Source organism: Halomonas sp. KG2, from assembly GCA_030440445.1.
Classification (GTDB): domain Bacteria; phylum Pseudomonadota; class Gammaproteobacteria; order Pseudomonadales; family Halomonadaceae; genus Vreelandella.
In genome coordinates, this window is sequence record CP098528.1 from 2,528,562 (window position 1) to 2,547,652 (window position 19,091).

Here is a 19,091-nt window from a genome sequence, read left to right on the forward strand (position 1 = left end):
ACTTCCTTAGCCAGGGACACGAGGAACGCCAATGAAACGCTTGGCAAGCACCCTGTTTTGTAGTTTTGCTGGCTCCATGCTGCCATTAATGGGCTGTTTAGCCAGCAGCGGAGATACCGACCTCGCCTATGCGTCTCCCAACAGCGAGTTTATGGCTCTGCGCAACGGTGTCGTTTTAGAAGGCAGTGACTTAAGCAGCCTCGATAGCTACACAACAGGCTTCCGCTTTTCGGCAGGTTTTAGCCCATGGCAATTACCACAGCTGGATATTGGTGCTGAAATTGCCTACCGCGAAAGTGAAGAAGTTCCCATCACCTCCAGTGCTGACCCCCTCATCATGGATACTCTCAGCTTAGGCGGAGCGATCGTCGCAGGCGTACGAATGGGTGCCTTTAGTATTTACGCTAAGTCTGGCCTCACCGAGTGGCGTGGCGAAACCGATCAGCCACTGGCCGACGACGGCGGCACCGCCTTCCTGCAAGGCTTTGGCGCCACCATGACCATTAATCGCCTGGTAAGCAGGGTTGAGTATGAACGCATCGACGCACCTACCCTCAGCCACCTCAATATGTTGAGCGCTTCCCTGCACTTACCGTTTTAGCGGTTTTCTTCGGATGCCTGTTCAGGCGGCGTCCATACGGGCTCTTCAGCTTGATTTGACTCATCCCAGCCGTGCCGCATTGACCGACTCAGCGCTTCCTCCAGTTTCATAAACAGTTCGCCGTAACGCGGGCTAAAGCTAATCCCCTCCTCAATCTCTTTCCAGGCTTCAAACAGCTCATCTTCATGGGCATTTTCGTGTTGCTCAAACGAGTCGATCATCTGCTTGGCACGCATTGGGTGTACCCCCATAGCCGTTAAGGTATGGCCGCCCAGCTCTAGCGCAGAGTGATAAACCTCTCTGGTTACATCGTCAGCCCCTGCTTCGCGAAGCTGATACCCATGGCCACGGTCAAAGGCACGCGCCAATACCCAAACGTTGGGATAGTAATGCTTAACGTGCTTCACCATATCAACAGCGCGATCGCGATCATCAATCGCTACCACCATCACTCGCGCATTCGCAACACCCGCGGTTTCTAGAAGATCTGAACGACTGGCATCGCCAAAGTAGCTTTTAATCCGAATATGGCGAAGGAGCTCAATTTGCTCAATTTCGAGGTCCAAAGCCACGATGGGAATGTCATTGGCGCGCAACAAACGACATACAATCTGCCCAAAACGACCGACACCGGCGATAATCACTGGCGCTTGCTCTTCGATCTTATCGGCATCCCGCGTAGCGTTTTTAGCTGCTTGGTAACGCGGTAGCACTAAGCGGTCGTAGACAATAAATAACAGCGGGGTTGCAAACATGGAAAACGCAACAACAAGCGAAAGTAATTGCGACACATCAACAGGAATAACGTTGCTCTGCACGCTGTAAGTTAACAGCACAAAGCCAAATTCCCCTGCCTGCGCAAGGCTTAACGTAAACAACCAGCCATTGCTATTACGAACCCGGAACAACATAGCTAACCCGAACAGGATAGTGCCCTTTACGACAATAACGCCAAGCACTAATAGCAATACGGTTGGCCACTGCGACGCGAATACCTGAAAGTCGATGCCAGCCCCAACCGTGATAAAAAACAGTCCGAGCAAAAGCCCTTTAAACGGTTCGATGTTGGCCTCGATTTCGTGCTTGAATTCGCTGTTAGCGAGTACGATACCGGCTAGAAACGCGCCAAGCGCTGGAGATAAATTGACAACCCCCATCAACGCAGCAATGCCAATGACCAGCATTAAGGCGGCAGCTGTAAACACCTCTCTCAAGCCAGAGGAAACCACGTAGCGAAACAGCATCGGCCCAAGATAATGCCCACTAATAATGACGACTCCGATAGCCCCAACCACCACCAGCCCGTGGAGCCATCCAGGCATACCCTCGACAAGACTTAGGCTACTATGCTCAGCATAACTACCACCTTCTTGCATTAGTTCGGGAAGCGCCAACAGTGGGATCAACGCCAACATCAGGATCACCGCGATGTCTTGAAATAGCAGCACCGAAAACGCGTTGCGCCCGCCTTCAGTTTTCGTGAGTCCTTTTTCGTTTAGGGTTTGCAGCACAATCGCCGTTGAGGAAAGCGCGAAAATTAAACCGACGGCCAAGGATGTTTGCCAAGCAAGTCCCAGCCACCAAGCAACAGCGGTACCTGCAGCGGCTGTTATCAGCACCTGTAAACCACCCATCCCTATCAAGCTTACCCGCATGGCCCACAACCCTTTTGGGTCGAGCTCCATACCGACTAAAAACAGCATCATCACCACACCAAACTCGGCGAAGTGCTGAATCGTAGTGGTTTCCTGACCGACCAATCCCAGCATGGGTCCTATCACCACCCCAGCGACCAAATAACCGAGCACCGAACCAAGTCCAAACCGCTTGGCAAGGGGGACAGCGATTACCGCTGCAATGAGATAGATAAACGCTTGAATAAAATAGTCGGTCATCGGGCTTCCTCAAATTAACACGAAGGTCTTGACTTCATTGCGCAATAGGATACCGTACTAGTACGCTAGTACAGCAACTTATTTCCTTACTTTTGTGGCAATACGGTGAACTCACTTTATGTCATTTGATGATGACCATCAGGCTGATTTAGTACGCTATTTACTTGCCATTGATTCGCCAGAAGCAATGGACGAGGCACTAGCCAGCTTGTTAACGCCCGCAGAGTACCAAGAAATCTGCAAACGCCTACAGATTTTTAAGCTTTTGCGTGAAGGAGTCCCCCATCGCAAAATCGCTGAAATCCTGGGCGTCGGTATTGCCACGGTATCCCGCGGTTCGCGCGCTTTAACCACGTTACCCTCTTCAACGTTACCTTCATCACTACCGTCACCCACTTCACGGACCGATTAATCATGACGATGACTACGCCTGCTTCATCAGGCCCACAGCCTTTTACGCTGTCGCGCAAGCCTCACTACGTCACCCTGGCGGCGGACTGTGATTTTTTTGCTCTGTTTCAAAAAATTGAACGCCAATTTGATACCTGCTACATGCTGGAATCCCTGGGCGAAGATAGCCATATGGCGCGCCACTCGATTATTGGCTTTGACCCTGAGTACACGCTTTACGCCAATGGCGGCACGTTAACTATTGAAGATCGTGACGGTAATGCAAACCACTATCCAAGCGATAACCCTTATGAGCTGCTGCGCAGCCTGATTCCGCAGAATATTATTTCTCGTAAGTATGCGGGTGGACTAAGTGGTTATCTTGGTTATGACGCCATGCAATACTTTGAGCCTTCGTTATCGTTGAAAGCTAGCGACGATTTCGACACGTTTCGATTTGGCCTTTATAAAGACGGTTTGATCCTCGACAAAATGACCGGGGAAGTCACCTATTTTTATTACGACAACAGCCGGTACGCGTTCCTGCAAACCTTGATCGACGCTGATGATATCTCCTCAGGCGAGCTGCATATTACTGCGCTGGGCGACACCATGAGCCGCGAAGAGCACGCCGAAGCAGTGGCCAAGGTGAAACAGGACATCATCGACGGTAAGGTTTTCCAGTGCGAAGTCGGCTTTAAAAAGCGCTTTAGCATTAAAGGCGATACGTTAGCGCTCTACGATCAGCTGCGCACCATTAACCCATCGCCACAGATGTATTACGTGAAATTTGGCGAGCAGAAGCTGATTGGCGCAAGCCCCGAGCTTCTATTCAGGCTTCGCCAAGGCGAGATGGAGACCTTCCCACTGGCAGGCACCACTACACGTGGCAAAACCCCGCAAGAAGATACGCAGCTAGCTCGCGCGCTACTCAACGACCCCAAAGAGATTGCCGAGCACAATATGATTGTGGACCTGCACCGCAACGATATTGGCCGAGTGGCGCAATTTGGCACGGTGAAAGTACGTAGCCTGATGGACATCAAACGCTTTAGCCACGTGCAACATATCTCTAGTGAAATTGTTGGCATTATTGCCGAAGGCGAAGATATGTTTACATCGCTTGCCAGCAACTTCCCTGCGGGTACGCTGACGGGTGCGCCAAAAATTGAAGCAATGAAAATTATCGATGACTTGGAAATTGACGGTCGCGGCCCTTACGGCGGTGCGGTTGGCCAATTCTCATTTAACGGCGACTGCACCTTCGCGATTCCCATTCGTACCGTCTTTGTAAACGGTGAAAGCGCTTACGTACAAACTTGTGGCGGCAACGTGTTTGATAGCAACGCCGAAGATGAATACGAGGAAATACGCCGCAAATTTGCAGGCACCCGCAAAGCCCTTGCTCCCTTTATGAGCGCGGATATGGACATGGAGAGCCAAGCATGAAGGTGCTAATTATCGATAACTACGACTCCTTCACCTATAACTTGTATCAGTTTATTGGTGAGATTTTAACCACCGAGAAGAACCGCGGCGAACTGCCTCATTTCGAGATTATTGTTAAGCGCAACAATCAAATCGACTTCAAAGCGATAGAAGCCATGGCGCCTGATCGGATTATTATCTCGCCGGGCCCAGGCTCGCCGGATGATCCGCGTTACTTTGGCGTCTGCGCCGACGTCATCGAGAAGCTCGGCAAAACCACACCACTGTTGGGCGTGTGCCTGGGCATGCAGGGCATTGTTCACGTTTTTGGCGGCAAGGTGGTAAAAGCGCCTCTGCCGATGCACGGCAAAATCAGTCCGATCAATCACAACAATCACTCGGTATTTAATGGCGTACCCGACCAGCTTGAGGTGATGCGCTATCACTCATTGATTGCCGACGCGTTCACCCTGCCCGACTGCCTGGAAGTGACCGCAACAGTGGGCGCGCTAGGTGCTGACAAGTTTGAACAACGCAGCCACTGGCAAGCAGTGGGTGAGTTTGAATTAATGGGCGTAAAGCACCGTGACTACCCCATTCACGGCATTCAGTTCCACCCCGAATCGTTTGCCACAGAAGGTGGCAAAGAACTCATTGCTAACTTCTTATTTGCCTGACCCATCAGGCTTAGCGTTGAGATAACTTAGTGTTGAGATAACTCAGCGACTAACGGCGGGCACTCAGAGCTGCCCGCCCTACTCTCTAACGCTTCCCTTTCGGGCGACCAACACGACCTTTACCCACCGGCCTGGCCCCTGCCTTACCGTTTTTTCCTGCGCCAGCGGTTTTGCCCCTGGGCTGCGGTTTACCCGAAGCACTGGCTTTTGGGCCAGTTCTCACTTTACCGCTGGCGGTTCTTTTACCCTTGGGCGGCGGTTTATTGCCAACCGTTTTAGCACCCGGCTTAGCCGGTTTCTGCCGTCCCTGTTTCTGCCGCTCCTTGGTGGCTGTTTTTTTCGGTTTGTTAGCGCCTGCCCCTGAATTGTAATCAGGCCGTGCTGTCTGGCGCTTTTCAGGCACTGCCTCAGAGCGTTCTGTCAGCGCGACAATCGTATCAATCTCTTTAGGGGTTAGATCCCGCCAATCGCCCAGAGCCAACCCTTGCAGGGAAACATTCATTATCCGGGTGCGAACAAGCTGGGTGACCTCGTAGCCAAAGTACTCGCACATACGGCGAATCTGGCGGTTCAACCCTTGCACCAGCGTAATAGTGAACACAAACGTCGACGTTTTGGTCACTTTACACTTTTTAGTCACCTGCCCAAGGATCGGCACACCCTTTTGCATGCCGGCAACAAATTCATCGGTAATCGGCTTATTGACCGTCACCACATACTCTTTTTCATGATTATTATTAGCGCGCAGGATTTTATTAACCAGGTCGCCATTATTGGTTAGAAAGATCAGTCCCTGGGAGTCTTTATCCAGACGCCCGATGGGAAAGATGCGCGTGCCGTGTTTCACGAATTCAACAATATTGTCTTTTTCGCTGGACTCGGTGGTACTGACTATTCCCACCGGCTTATTCAGCGCAATCAGCACCAAATCTTCTTCTTCCTGAGGCTCAATCTCTTGACCGTTGACCTTAACCAGATCACCCGGTACCACTTGGTCGCCTGTCGTTGCCCGACGCCCATTAATCCAAACGTTGCCTTGTTCAACATAGCGGTCCGCCTCTCGGCGAGAACACAAACCGCTTTCGCTGATGTATTTATTGATGCGGGTAGATTTTCGTAACGACATAAAACGCCATAGGCAAAAGTGTGGTGAAGTGATTAAGCAAATTCAAAAACTAACGGTAAAAGCCCATCTAGAAGCCGGAGCCAGGCTGTTTAAGAAACTCAATTTCGGCTGGCGTAGATACCCGGCCCAACACGTCGTTACGGTGAGGATAACGATCAAAGCGGTCAATGATCGCTTTGTGGCGAATCTCGAAATCCAGATTGTTCTCTAACCCAGGCTGATCAAACAGCTGCATTGCCACCTCATGAATAGCGGCAGACTCACTGTGCATATAAGGCATGTATAAAAAACTACGCTCGACGGGAGCCAGTTCGTTATCCACCGCTAAAGCAACCGCTTCCTGTGCAAGCGCTAAGGCTAACGCGTCACTGGCGAAGGCTTGCGGGTGGTCACGGTAGATATTGCGAGAAAACTGGTCCAACACAATAATTTCAGCCAGCCTACCCTGGGCGGTACTGCGCCACTCATAACACTCACAGGCGGCCGCTTTGGTCAGCAATGAGCCAAACCGCTGGGTAATCTGCTGATCCATCGATGTGTCTTTTTTAAACCACTGCTCTGGCGTCAATTCATTGAACCAAAACGACAGTACTGACTGAGCATCCTGTATCATCGCGCCCCCCAATTCCTAGTAAGGTGATGACCACGCCGCCACACGCAGTGGCGGCGCACTCTTTGTTAGCCTGTATTGCGTAACCCTGCTGCAATACCTGCCATGGTCACCATGAGCGCACGTGAGAGGTCTGCGCTAATGGCACCATCGGCGTCCCGATTACGCTGCAGAAGCTCCGCTTGCAAGCCATGAAGCGGGTCGATGTAAGGATTGCGCACATCAATTGCTTGGCGAATAAGTGGGGTGTTTTCAAGCAGCTTCTCTTGCTGAAGGATATCCAGCACGACGTTTTCAAGCCGTTCAAAACGCTCACGTAGCTTCTTGCCCAGCGCTTTCAGCGAAGGCTCATCGACTAAGCGATGTTCATAGTAGGCTGCAATCGCTACGTCCGCTTTGGCCAGCAGCATCTCTAACATATCGAGATAGGTGCCAAAGAACGGCCACTGGCTGCGCATTTCTTGCAACACTTCCCGGCCACCTGGCTGCTCTAGGCGTCGCGAGAACGCCTCACCACTGCCCAACCAAGCGGGTAGCATCAAGCGAATCTGTGTCCAGGCAAAAATCCACGGAATCGCTCGTAAGGTTTCGACGCCACCATCCTGGCGACGCTTGGTTGGCCGAGAGCCGAGCGGCAGCCTGCCCAGCGCTCCTTCCGGCGTGACAGCACGGAAATACGGGACAAAATCGGGGTCTTCACGCACTACGCCCACATAGGCGGCATGGGCCACTTTGGCCAGTTGGTCCATCTCTTCACGCCACTGAGGCTCAGGTGCGGGCGGTGGCAATAGCGTCGCTTCCATGACCGCGCAAGCGTAAATTTCCATAGAGCGCAGCGCGATATCTGGCTGACCAAACTTAAAGCGAATCATCTCACCTTGCTCGGTCACCCGTAGGCTGCCATTCACCGAGCCCGGCGGCTGGGAGAGAATCGCCGCATGCGCAGGGCCGCCGCCACGGCCAACAGTGCCACCCCGGCCATGGAAAAGTGTCAAATCTACGCCATGTTTGTCACATACATCGACTAACGACTCTTGAGCACGGTACTGCGCCCAGGCAGCAGCAAGCTGCCCGGCGTCTTTAGCCGAGTCTGAATAGCCAATCATGACCTCTTGACGGTCTTTCGCCAGAGCGCGGTAACCCGGTAGCGCCAGCAATTGGTCAATGACATCGCCCGCATGGTCAAGGTCGTTCAGGGTTTCAAACAGCGGCGCAATGGGCAGCGTGACTTGGCCACCCACCTCTTTCATCAATAGCGCAACGGTTAATACGTCCGAAGGCTCGGCAGCCATGGAGATAATATAAGTACCCAACGCTTCAGCATGCTCTTGAGCGATCACTTTAAAGGTATCGAGCACTTCGCGGGATTCTGCCGAGCACTCCCAACGGCGTGGGATCAGCGGCCGACTTGATTCAAGCTCTGCGAGCAGGAACTCTTGGCGCTGTGCTTCGTTCCAGTCCTGGTAGTGCCCCAAGCCTAGTGCACTGGTGAGCTCTTCCATTACCTGGGCATGGCGACTGGCCTCCTGGCGCAAGTCAAGTTTGGTCAGCGTGACGCCGAACACCGCCACGCGGCGCAAGGTATCAAGCAGCGCACCGTTAGCAATAGTGTCCAGCCCGACATCACACAGCGAGCGGTAACATGCCAGCAGCGGCGCATAGAGCTGGTCGCGGGTTTCAATAATTGGTCCGCCGTCATAGTTGCGGCCATCCAGCTCTGCTTTTGCCCAGTCGCGTGTGGCTTCCATTTTATTCAGCAGACGCTTGAGTAGCTCACGGTAAGGCTCAGCAACTTCTCCTACCTCTGCCTTCAAAGCGCTGTTGGCTTTCCACATTGAAAGCTCGGTTTTCAGCTGCTCAAGATCGCGCAAATAGAGATCGGCGGCCATCCATCGGCCCAATAACAGCACCTCTCGCGTCACCCGCGCGGTGACATTGGGATTGCCATCGCGGTCACCGCCCATCCAGGAAGCGTAGCGAATGGGCGCAGCATCCAACGGCAAGCGCTCTCCGGCAGTATCGAGTAATAAATTATCTAAATCGCGATGGAAGTCTGGAACCGCCTGCCATAAGGAGTTTTCGATAACCGCGAAACCCCATTTGGCCTCATCAACGGGGGTTGGCCGCTCATGACGAATCTCATCGGTATGCCACGCCTGACTGATCAACTCTTCCAGGCGCCCCTGGGCGCGGGTTCCACGCTCTGGGTAGTCTTCAGAGCTTTCAATCGCGGTTAGGCACTCGTCGATAGCATCATATTTCTGAATCAACGTGCGGCGAATTACTTCTGTGGGGTGGGCAGTCAGCACTAGTTCAACGCGCATACTGGCCAGGGTTTCTACTAGCTTACGGGGCGAATTACCCGCCTGCTGTGCACGGCTTAGCAGCTCACCCAGTACTGGCTGGGAGCCTGGCTTGTAGTCTTCCACCCGGCGAAAGCGTGCCCGATAGTGCTGCTCAGCAATATTGGCAAGGTTCAAAAACTGGTTAAACGCGCGCGTCACAGGCAGCAGGTCGCGTTCGGGCAACTGGCGTAGATACTCAATAAGCTCACGCTGCTGCAATGAATCGCCCTGACGTCCCTGCTTGGCATGGGCACGAATTGTTTCAATTTTATCAACAAACGACTGGCCTAAATCATCGGCAATCGTACGGCCCAGGCTATCACCGAGAATACGTACGTTATCTCGTAGCGATTCGTGTAGGTCGTGACTCATTGGCATGGCCTCCTTACGGGGTCGCATTAGTTGTTAAAAGTCAGTTGTTAAAAATCAGTTGTTAAGGGGTAAGCGTTTTTTCTTGTGCTTTAGCGGCTTGCCAATGGGTTTCCATTTCATCCAGCGAGGCGTCGGTTAACGGACGCGCATCAGCGGCAAGCTCGCGCTCTACGTAGCGAAAGCGGCGCTCAAATTTGCTATTTGTGGTACGCAAACACTGTTCGGGGTCGGCACCCAGTGTGCGAGCTAAATTCGTCACTGCAAACAGTAAGTCACCGACTTCTTCTTGAGCGTGCTGGCGATTACCCTCGGCAAGGGCTTCTTCAACTTCAGCGAGCTCTTCTCTGATTTTGTCCAGCACACCGCTGGCATCCGGCCAGTCGAACCCGACCCTGGCGGCACGCTTCGAGAGTTTAGCAGCACGACTGAGCGCAGGTAGCGTACGTGGCACATCGTCAAGTACAGAGGGCGTGCTTTGCTGCGAACGCTCAGCACGCTCATCGGCCTTAAGCGCTTCCCAGCGTGAATTAACGTGCTGAGTTTGTACGTCCTCGGCACTCACTCCAGGTGGGCGCCGTGATGCTAGCGTGCCATCAGGAAATACATGCGGATGACGGCGCAACATCTTTGCGGTCAATGTATCAACGATATCGTGAAAGTCGAAGCGCTGCTCTTCAGCACCAAACTGGGCGTAATAGACTACTTGGAACAGCAGGTCACCCAACTCGCCGGGCAATTCATCAAAAGCACGTCGTTCAATAGCGTCAGCCACTTCGTAAGCTTCTTCCAGCGTATGGGGCACAATGCTGTCCCAATCCTGCTTAATATCCCAAGGACACCCCAGTTCCGCATTGCGAAGTACCGACATCAATGTCAGTAGATCCTCTACGCTGTAACGCATCAGGCGCCTCCTCTTCGGACGTTTTTCTCTGGGTCGGCATTGCGCAGGCGACGCACTTCCGTCACGTTGGGCAACTGCTGGATACGCGAAAACAATCGGCCTAGCGCTTCAAGACCGTCAACTTCCAGCGTGATGCGCAGTCGCGCGATACCCTCGTCGGTATCTGTCAGTGTATTCACTGCTAACACATTGACCTTCTCGTTGCCGAGTAGTCCGGTCACGTCGCGTAGTAAGCCAGAGCGATCCCAGGCTTGAATTTCAATAGTGACGGGATAACGAGTATGGGCACGTTCGCCCCACTCTACTTCGATAATGCGCTGGGGCTCTTCCATGCGCAATTGAAGGATGTTGCTGCAGTCCTGACGATGGACGGTGACCCCGCGACCTTGAGTAATAAAGCCAACAATCGGTTCGCCTGGCACTGGCCGACAGCAATTCGCCATGCTGGTTTTTAAGTTACCGACCCCCAGCACGGTAATGTCGCTTTTAGTCGCTTTGCTTGGCTGACGGCGTGGCTTCGCCAGCAGCCGATCTAACTGCTCTTGGTCGTCCGTTTCACCAAACAACTGCTGGGCTTGATGAAGCACTTGACCGATACGCAGGTCGCCCGCGCCAAGCGCCGCATACATATCATCGGCGTTTTGGTAGTTAACGGCACCGGCAAGCTTAGCAAGATCAAGCCCTTCAACATCCAAACGGCGCATCTCTCGCTCGAATAGCGCCCGCCCTTCGTCTAGGTTCTGGTCTCGTGCTTGGTACTTAAACCATGCCTGAATCTTCGCCCGCGCGCGTGAGGTGCGCACATAGCCCAAACTGGGGTTTAACCAGTCGCGGCTGGGGCCGCCTTTGGTGGCCGTTAAAATCTCGACTTGCTGGCCGGTTTTTAACTTATAGGTAAGCGGTACTATCCGACCATTAATCTTGGCACCACGGCAGCGGTGACCAATTTCAGTATGCACGCGATAAGCGAAGTCGATAGGCGTTGCAATACGCGGCAGGTCAATAACATGACCATCGGGGGTGAACACATAGATGCGGTCTGGCGCAACGTCGCTTGAAAGACCTTCACGCAGGTCGCCAAAGCCACCCACTTCATCCTGCCACTCAAGCACTTGGCGCAACCAGGCAATCTTTTCTTCATAACTACGGCTTTTGGCGTTGGTATCATGCCCTTTATACCGCCAGTGTGCGCACACGCCTAATTCTGCTTCGTCATGCATAGCAAAGGTGCGAATCTGGATTTCCAGCACCTTATTTTCTGGCCCCATCACCGCGGTATGCAGCGACTGGTAGCCGTTTTTCTTCGGGTTGGCGATATAGTCATCAAATTCGTTGGGCACATGGTGCCAACGAGAGTGAACAATTCCGAGTACGGTATAGCAATCGGCTACATCAGGTACCAAGATGCGCACTGCGCGCACGTCGTGCACCTGGGAAAAATCAATCCGTTTGCGCTTCATTTTGCGCCAGATTGAGTAAATGTGCTTGGCTCGCCCATCGACATCGTAGTGATGAATATTCTGGGCTTCCATCAAGCTCTTGATGGTTTCCACCACGTCATGAATATAGCGATCACGATCTAAGCGCTTTTCAGCTAATAGCTTAGCAATCGCTTTGTACTCATCTTCATGCAGATAGCGAAACGATAGGTCTTCAAGTTCCCACTTGATTTGACCTATCCCAAGTCGATGAGCCAGCGGCGCATAAATATCAGCCACTTCACGCGCAACTTGTAAGCACTTTTCACGGGGCGCATCTTTTACTTGGCGCAAGGCGCAGGTGCGTTCAGCAATTTTGATCAGTGCAACGCGTACATCCCCGACCATGTTAACCAGCATTTTGCGCAGGTTTTCCTGCTGGTTATGCTGGCTCATACCATGGTTGGGCGCTAGTGGGTAGCTAATGGCTGCCATTTGCAAAACGCCGTCAATCAGCTTAGCGACTTCTTCGCCAAACCGTTTGGTAACAGCGTCTATACTCAGCAGCCCTTCGCGAACCGCGCGATACAGCACGGCAGCCTCAAGGGTTGCTTGATCAAGCTTGAGCTCGGCCAGAATGTCGGCCATCTCCAGCCCCATTCGAAAACTTGAACCTGGCGAGAGCCACACACGGTGGGTTTGCGGCGCCTCTCGTTCCAACTGTTCAGCAAGCTCGCATGCTTGCAATAGTCGTTCGGGGTCGCGTAGGCGCACATCCTCTTGAAGGCGCGCTAACCACTGCTGTATGTCCACCTTTCCGCTTTCGGTAAGCGGCTGGTCTTCACGCACTTTCACCATGACAATCATTCATCCTTTCAGGGTGACGGCTAGCCATTTTCCGTCACCGAGGCTTGATGCAATGGGCAGGCTAGCCCTCGTATTCAAATAGCATCAGCGTTTCCAGGTGAGCAGTGTGTAAAAACATATCGGCCACTGCTACTTGCTTGACGCGATAACCTGCATGCACAAGGTGTGCCGCATCGCGAGCAAGCGTTGCCGGGTCACAAGAAATATAGGCCACCCGGGGTACATTGTAATTACCTAATACTTGGCAAACTGCTTCTGCACCGCTGCGCGGCGGATCCAGCACAACCGCATCAATTTGCTGATGCTCGCTCAATAGCATTTGCACCTTTTTGGCGTCGCTTAAGTCTGCTTGCTGGGCATGCACATCCAGTAGGTTAACATTAGCGTTAGCGGTAATTCGTTCGACCATCGCAGGGTTGCCTTCTACAGCAAGTACCTTGGCTCCTGCGGCGGCTAACGGCAAACTGAAATTACCAATCCCAGCAAAGAGATCTATGAGCTGTTGCCCTGGCGCTGGCTTTAGCCATGCTACCACCTGGGCTACCATCTTTTGGTTTACCTCAGCATTTACCTGTAAAAAGTCGCCTGGTGAGAAACGTAACGTCACTAGGCTGGATGCTTTATCACCTGACAAACAGTGTTCACTTGTGGGTGAACTCGCTCTTTGAATTCCGAGTTCATCAAGATTAAGCACTTCTTGTAGAACGGGTGTAGCATCACCCTGCGCACCATTCCAGTGCAAAACAGGCGTCTCCCGCCCTAACCAAGTGCCGAGCGAGACCTGCTGCTGTTCCGCAAACTGCTGCCAGCGAGCCCTATCTTGATCATGGGCTTTTAACTGACGCACAAGCACGACTGTCGCCTCATCGGTCGCCAGTAGTTCGACATGGCCAACAAGACGGGGCGAGGCTAATGTTGCCAGCAGTTGCCGTAACGGAAGAATCAATTTGTTCAGCGCTGGCACCAGCACATGGCACTGCTCAATATCCACTAATCGGTGGCTGTTGGGCGCTCGAAACCCCAGGAGAACATTACCCTGACCATCTACCCTGACACCCAAACGTGCGCGACGTCGGTAGTGCTCGCTACTCCCATCTAACGCAGCAATAGGACCTAGCGTCAGGCCCTGACGCGCCATTAGCTCGGTGACAACGTCGCGCTTATGCTGGCGTTGCGCAGTAAGATTAAGATGCTGTAAATCACAGCCTCCACACTGCCCAAAGTAAGTGCAGGGAGGCTCAACCCGCTGTTCTGAAGAGGTGAGCCGGTTTTTTATATGCGCTTCGTCATACCGCTTACGCGTCACGTGTATCGCTACATCGACATGTTCACCGGGAAGCGCTTGGTCAATAAAGACTGTTTTTCCCTCGACATTATGCGCTACACCACGGCCATCATGAGCTAAACGTTCAACCACCAGCGTTGTCGAGGTATCATCTTTTGACTCAGTTTTACGGCTTGGTTGGCGAACTAGCCCTGAGTGTCCCGAGGCGGGGCGAGATGGCCGCCGCTTACCCAACATGGCCATCTATAACTCCGGGGCAAATAAGCCTGTGGAAAGGTAGCGATCACCTCGGTCACAAACGATGAAGACAATGACCGCGTTCTCAGTTTGTTCTGCGATACGCAGTGCTCCAGCCAAGCTGCCACCTGACGACACCCCGGCAAAAATACCTTCTTCACGGGCCAGGCGGCGCATGTGGGCTTCTGCTTCTTGCTGAGCGATATCAAGGGTAATATCAACCCTTGGTGCTTCAAAAATCGACGGCAGGTACTCTTTTGGCCAACGACGAATCCCCGGTATGCTCGCACCATCCGCCGGTTGTAAACCGACAATTTGGATCGCTGGGTTTTGTTCCTTAAGATAGCGAGACACCCCCATGATGGTGCCCGTGGTCCCCATTGAACTGACAAAATGCGTCACTTCACCGCCGGTTTGCTGCCACACTTCAGGCCCCGTTGTGCGATAGTGCGCAAGCGGGTTATCTGGATTGGCAAATTGATTTAGCGGCTTACCTTCGCCTCTTGCAATCATCGCATCGGCAATATCTCGCGCCTCTTCCATCCCGCCTTCTTTGCTCGCTGACACCAATGTGGCACCGTAAGCCGCCATCGCCTGCTTACGCTCTTCAGAAGCGTTTTCAGGCATGATTAGCGTCATTTTGTAGCCTTTGATCGCAGCGGCCATGGCCAAGGCAATACCTGTATTACCCGAGGTTGCTTCCACCAGCGTATCGCCTGGAACAATATCGCCCCGTGCTTCAGCTTCACTTAACATAGAGAGTGCCGGGCGATCTTTCACCGAACCAGCAGGGTTATTGCCTTCTAGCTTGGCTAGAAGCGTGTTATTACGCCCTGCCGTTATGCGCTTTAAACGAACCAGTGGCGTATTGCCAACCACATCTTCGAGCGTCGGATAATTCATCGTACATTCCTTATCATCACCATTATGCTGCATTATATCGGTGCTGCCGTTAGCTTGACAGGCAACCTCATTGAATCAACGAGCTTCTCTCATGTCTTTAAACACGCGCTTACTCTTTGCGTTACTCGGATTTCCGCTTCTTGTCTATGCCGTCATGGCACTATTGCTGGTGGTGCAAAGCGAGACCACCGGCCGTGACATGTTAGAAGAGCGTTTAGTTAGCGCTGGTGAATTACTGGCACCAAGCCTGGGTAACGCCATGGTAGATGGCGACTTGCCTCGTTTGGAAGCCATTGCCAGACAGCTTCTGGAGCACAAAGGGTTACGTGCGGTGACGCTTTTCGACGAGCAAGGGAGTCGCTTATTGGTACTGGGACATTCGATACCTCCACCCCCTCGCCTAAATGCCCCCAATGCTACGACACTCACCATGGATGAAGCTATTTGGCGTTTACAGGTACCTTTAACCACGTCTTACGGCCAACCATTTAATCTCGCTAATACTGGCTGGCTCGAAGCCGAAATGGACATACGCACGCTTAAACTGGAGCGCTATAAGCTCATTGCTAGCCTCAGCTTAGGCGGCATGCTGCTTGGGCTGCTGCTTTTTTTAGTCGCGTTTGCGATCAGCCGCTACGCTACTCGCCCAGTTGAAGAAGCGAACCAAGCGCTTTACCGCCTATCCCGGGGGGACTACCGGCCTTATATGGCGGCAGCCCGCCCTACCGAGTTTCGGCAACTGGCAGAGCATATCAATGGGCTAGCGGAGCATTTTCGGCAAGCTCAGCATGATATGCAAAGCCAAATCGAGCAAGCGACCAGTGAACTGCAAGAGTCCATGGAGACGATTGAAGAGCAAAATATCAAACTCGATCTTGCTCATCGAAGCGCACTACGCGCGAATGCAGTGAAGTCCGAATTTCTGGCTAATATGAGCCACGAAATCCGCACCCCTTTAAATGGCATCATTGGTTTTTGCCGTTTATTAGGCCGCTCCTCTCTCGACGCTCGGCAGAAAGAATGGCTAGAACATGTGCACCGTGCGTGCGATAACCTGTTGATGCTAGTCAATGATGTGCTGGACTTCTCGAAACTAGAAGCCGACCGGCTGACGTTAGAAGAAGTCGATATCGATCTTGTGTCGCTGATGGATGAAGTTGTTGGCCTTCATGCGCCTGAAGCTCAACGCAAACGACTGCATTTAGTGGCGATGGTTTATGACGACGTGCCGTCAGCGCTCTGCGGCGACCCGCTACGCATCCATCAAGTCCTCAATAATTTGACTAGCAATGCCCTGAAATTTACTCAGAAGGGAGAAGTCATCATTCGTGTCATGCTGGACAGCCAGGAGGGCCAGCATGTTGTGCTGCGTATTAGCGTTAGTGACACAGGCATTGGCTTGAGTGAACAACAACAAAAGCAGCTATTTAGCGCCTTTTCCCAGGCAGATCCTAGTCACTCCAGACAGTTTGGCGGCAGTGGTTTAGGGCTAACGATTTGCAGGCAATTAGTTCAACGAATGGGTGGAGAGATTTCAGTCGATAGCGAGCCTGGAGAAGGCGCAACCTTCTCATTTACGTTGCCACTACTTGCCGACATGACCAAGGAACGGCCACAGGAACTCTCACTCGACGGCTCAATTATTCGTTTACATGAGCCCCATCTACCCACTCGCAATGTGTTGGAACACTTAATGGAACGCTGGGGCGCAACTGCCGTCTCTTTCATTGAATCTGGCAACGAGCAACTGCTACTGCTGAGCCTAGATCATGATGACTTCATCGGTGAGCGAAAGACGTATTGGCAGTCCGTGATTGCTCAAGCGCCCTGCCCAACACTCATCCTCGCAAACGCCACTAGCTTTGAACTGCCTCACTGGGAGCTTCCTAATGGGGGGGACATGCTGTGCAAACCATTTACCAGAACTCAATTGATTGCCACGTTCAAACAACTATTGGAACCTGTTACAGCCACTATTTCTGCCAGCGCACAAACGATTAAAGCACTTCCCTCGTCAACATTCACAGTTCTGATCGTTGACGATAATGCGCCCAACCGCGAACTGTTAAAGGCCATGCTCGAAAATGAGCATATCAACATTGTATTGGCTGCCAGCGGCCAGGAAGCGTTGGATTACGCGCGTCAGAACGAAGCAGACATGGTGCTAATGGATATTCGTATGCCTGATATGGACGGTGTTCAAACCACCCAGGCTTTGCGGCGCATTAATAATAGCTGGGCGCGCTGTCCAATTATTGCCGTGACCGCACACGTGCTAAGCGATGAACGTCAGCAGTGGCTTGTGGAGGGTTTAGACGACGTATTGGTGAAGCCTATCAATGAAACTCAGCTGCAACAGCAGTTTCAACGCTTCTTGGGCATTACGCTGCCAACCAGTCCGCTGTTACAGACGCCCCCAAAAACCCCTGCTCTTGGATATACCCCCACCTCGTTATCCGTCATTGACCTTGAGCTCGGCACGCGCCTTGCAGGCGGCAACCCCGAGTTCGCCAAACAGCAGCTAAAGCGCCTGATCGATAGCCTAAGTGAATGCGAACAGCACATTCGCAGCGCTTTCGAAGAAAACAACCTGACGGTCTTGCTGGATCATGTTCATGCGCTCAATGGGGCCAGTCGTTACTGCGGAGCACCCGAGCTCGCGCTAACAGTAGAAACCCTGGAGACACGGTTACGCACCGGGGGCTTGGAACAGGCTGAAAATTTACTTGATAAGCTGTATACCGCCATCAAACGCCTCAGGGAGCAGCGGAGCACGTTAAATCAGCGCTAGCCCGTTAGCGCTCAAGTACTAGCATTCAAGTACCACAAATGCTACCGCGTAATCTGCTTCATCACTGAGCGTTATATGAGTCGCCGAGGCGCCGCTAGCTTGAAATAGACGAAGCGCCTCACCACTTAGCTGCAGGCTTGGCTTGCCCAGCGAATCATTGAGGATCTGAATATCGCCCCATTGCATACCGCTTCTCAGGCCAAGCCCTAGCGCTTTAACATACGCTTCTTTCGCTGCAAAACGCTTAGCCAAATAGCTAGCGGGCTGACCTTTTGTCTGCCACACAGCCTGCTCTTCAGGGCCTAAAATTCGCTGGGCAAAGCGTGGCCCATGACGTTTTACTGCCTTAGCAAAGCGCTCGACACGGGCGATATCCGACCCAATTCCGACAATCATCTTAGTGGCTACAGCAACCGTCATGCTTGTGTTCGTGCTCATGTTCATGCTCATGCTCATGAGCATCTAACGCCGCCATTAATCCAGCTTCCTGACCAGCAATGATCAAGCGTTTCATTTCTTGAATGGCGTCCTTCAACCCGACAAAAAGAGCTCGGGCAATAATGGCGTGACCAATATTGAGCTCATTAACACCCGGTAGCGCAGCAATCGCCTCAACGTTGTGGTAATGCAAGCCATGCCCAGCATTAACCACTAAGCCAGCAGAAACAGCGTGAATGGCCGCTGCACTCAGGCGCTCATATTCAGCAATAGCAGCCTCACTGCCAGGTTTTGCTTCTGCATAGGCACCTGTATGCAGCTCAATCGTTGGTGCCCCTGCACGAATGGCAGCATCAATTTGCGCGTTATCAGGATCGATAAACAAAGACACGTCGCAACCGGCTGCGCTTAAGCGCTCACAGGCATTGGCAATAAGATCAAAACCACCCACAACGTCCAAGCCACCTTCGGTGGTTAGCTCTTCACGCTTTTCTGGTACTAAACACACGTGTGCCGGGCGTACTTCCTCAGCCAGCACTAGCATTTCTTCAGTGACAGCCATCTCTAAATTCATGCGTGTATTGAGCATTTCTGCCAACAGGCGAACGTCTCTAGGCTGAATATGACGACGATCTTCACGCAGGTGAACCGTGATGCCGTCAGCGCCCGCTTCTTCCGCTAACAGCGCCGCTTGAACTGGATCAGGATAACGAGTACCACGCGCTTGGCGTAGCGTCGCAATGTGATCGATGTTAACGCCTAATAAAATCCTCGGAGGATGCATCGCGTGTCTCCAATAAGTGATAT

15 protein-coding genes are annotated in these 19,091 nt (G+C 52.6%); 5 read left to right on the top strand and 10 right to left on the bottom strand.

Annotated features, from left to right (window positions below; translation table 11 throughout):
- The first annotated feature begins 31 nt into the window (after positions 1 to 31).
- On the top strand, positions 32 to 601 hold the full coding sequence (locus NDQ72_11875) for a hypothetical protein (protein ID WKD26770.1): 570 nt from the start codon (positions 32 to 34) through the stop codon (positions 599 to 601).
- Here NDQ72_11875 and NDQ72_11880 read toward each other — a convergent pair.
- Positions 598 to 2,496, bottom strand: coding sequence for a monovalent cation:proton antiporter-2 (CPA2) family protein (locus NDQ72_11880; GenBank protein WKD26771.1), 1,899 nt, complete (start codon positions 2,494 to 2,496; stop codon positions 598 to 600). The genes NDQ72_11875 and NDQ72_11880 overlap by 4 nt on opposite strands.
- Positions 2,497 to 2,614: 118 nt before the next feature.
- Between NDQ72_11880 and NDQ72_11885 the strand changes: the two genes are divergently transcribed.
- Genes NDQ72_11885 through NDQ72_11895 form a run of 3 tightly spaced genes read left to right on the top strand, consistent with a single transcriptional unit; the run spans position 2,615 to position 4,991 of the window.
- A complete protein-coding gene (locus tag NDQ72_11885; GenBank protein WKD26772.1) occupies positions 2,615 to 2,908 on the top strand; it encodes a trp operon repressor in 294 nt (97 codons plus the stop codon).
- A 2-nt stretch (positions 2,909 to 2,910) separates the two neighbouring features.
- The gene (locus tag NDQ72_11890) at positions 2,911 to 4,335 is read left to right on the top strand and encodes an anthranilate synthase component I family protein (protein ID WKD26773.1); all 1,425 of its coding nucleotides are present in this window, start codon (positions 2,911 to 2,913) and stop codon (positions 4,333 to 4,335) included.
- The gene (locus NDQ72_11895; GenBank protein WKD26774.1) at positions 4,332 to 4,991 is read left to right on the top strand and encodes an aminodeoxychorismate/anthranilate synthase component II; all 660 of its coding nucleotides are present in this window, start codon (positions 4,332 to 4,334) and stop codon (positions 4,989 to 4,991) included. The genes NDQ72_11890 and NDQ72_11895 overlap by 4 nt, the downstream gene beginning before the upstream one ends.
- A gap of 85 nt (positions 4,992 to 5,076) precedes the next feature.
- Here the strand turns inward: NDQ72_11895 and rluF are convergent, their stop codons facing one another.
- The 7 genes from rluF to cysM form a co-directional block, all read right to left on the bottom strand.
- Positions 5,077 to 6,117 carry a 23S rRNA pseudouridine(2604) synthase RluF gene (rluF, locus tag NDQ72_11900; GenBank protein WKD26775.1) on the bottom strand — a complete coding sequence of 347 codons (1,041 nt, stop codon included), beginning with the start codon at positions 6,115 to 6,117 and terminating at the stop codon, positions 5,077 to 5,079.
- Between the two features lie 67 nt (positions 6,118 to 6,184).
- The gene (locus tag NDQ72_11905) at positions 6,185 to 6,730 is read right to left on the bottom strand and encodes a DUF924 domain-containing protein (GenBank protein WKD26776.1); all 546 of its coding nucleotides are present in this window, start codon (positions 6,728 to 6,730) and stop codon (positions 6,185 to 6,187) included.
- 65 nt (positions 6,731 to 6,795) lie between these two features.
- Positions 6,796 to 9,444 carry a phosphoenolpyruvate carboxylase gene (gene ppc, locus NDQ72_11910; protein ID WKD26777.1) on the bottom strand — a complete coding sequence of 883 codons (2,649 nt, stop codon included), beginning with the start codon at positions 9,442 to 9,444 and terminating at the stop codon, positions 6,796 to 6,798.
- Between the two features lie 61 nt (positions 9,445 to 9,505).
- On the bottom strand, positions 9,506 to 10,345 hold the full coding sequence (gene mazG / locus NDQ72_11915; protein ID WKD26778.1) for a nucleoside triphosphate pyrophosphohydrolase: 840 nt from the start codon (positions 10,343 to 10,345) through the stop codon (positions 9,506 to 9,508).
- Positions 10,345 to 12,621, bottom strand: coding sequence for a GTP diphosphokinase (gene relA, locus NDQ72_11920; protein WKD30386.1), 2,277 nt, complete (start codon positions 12,619 to 12,621; stop codon positions 10,345 to 10,347). The genes mazG and relA overlap by 1 nt, the downstream gene beginning before the upstream one ends.
- A gap of 70 nt (positions 12,622 to 12,691) precedes the next feature.
- Positions 12,692 to 14,158 carry a 23S rRNA (uracil(1939)-C(5))-methyltransferase RlmD gene (gene rlmD / locus NDQ72_11925; GenBank protein ID WKD26779.1) on the bottom strand — a complete coding sequence of 489 codons (1,467 nt, stop codon included), beginning with the start codon at positions 14,156 to 14,158 and terminating at the stop codon, positions 12,692 to 12,694.
- A complete protein-coding gene (cysM, locus tag NDQ72_11930) occupies positions 14,159 to 15,055 on the bottom strand; it encodes a cysteine synthase CysM (protein ID WKD26780.1) in 897 nt (298 codons plus the stop codon).
- A 91-nt stretch (positions 15,056 to 15,146) separates the two neighbouring features.
- Between cysM and NDQ72_11935 the strand changes: the two genes are divergently transcribed.
- Positions 15,147 to 17,846: an ATP-binding protein gene (locus NDQ72_11935; protein WKD26781.1), complete on the top strand. Its 2,700-nt coding sequence runs from the start codon at positions 15,147 to 15,149 to the stop codon at positions 17,844 to 17,846.
- An 18-nt stretch (positions 17,847 to 17,864) separates the two neighbouring features.
- Here NDQ72_11935 and acpS read toward each other — a convergent pair whose 3' ends face one another.
- Both acpS and pdxJ read right to left on the bottom strand, forming a co-directional pair.
- Positions 17,865 to 18,242, bottom strand: a complete 378-nt coding sequence (gene acpS, locus NDQ72_11940) for a holo-ACP synthase (GenBank protein ID WKD30387.1) — start codon at positions 18,240 to 18,242, stop codon at positions 17,865 to 17,867.
- 1 nt (position 18,243) lies between these two features.
- Positions 18,244 to 19,068 (bottom strand): pyridoxine 5'-phosphate synthase, encoded by an 825-nt coding sequence (gene pdxJ / locus NDQ72_11945; GenBank protein WKD26782.1) that lies wholly within the window; start codon positions 19,066 to 19,068, stop codon positions 18,244 to 18,246.
- Positions 19,069 to 19,091: the final 23 nt, after the last annotated feature.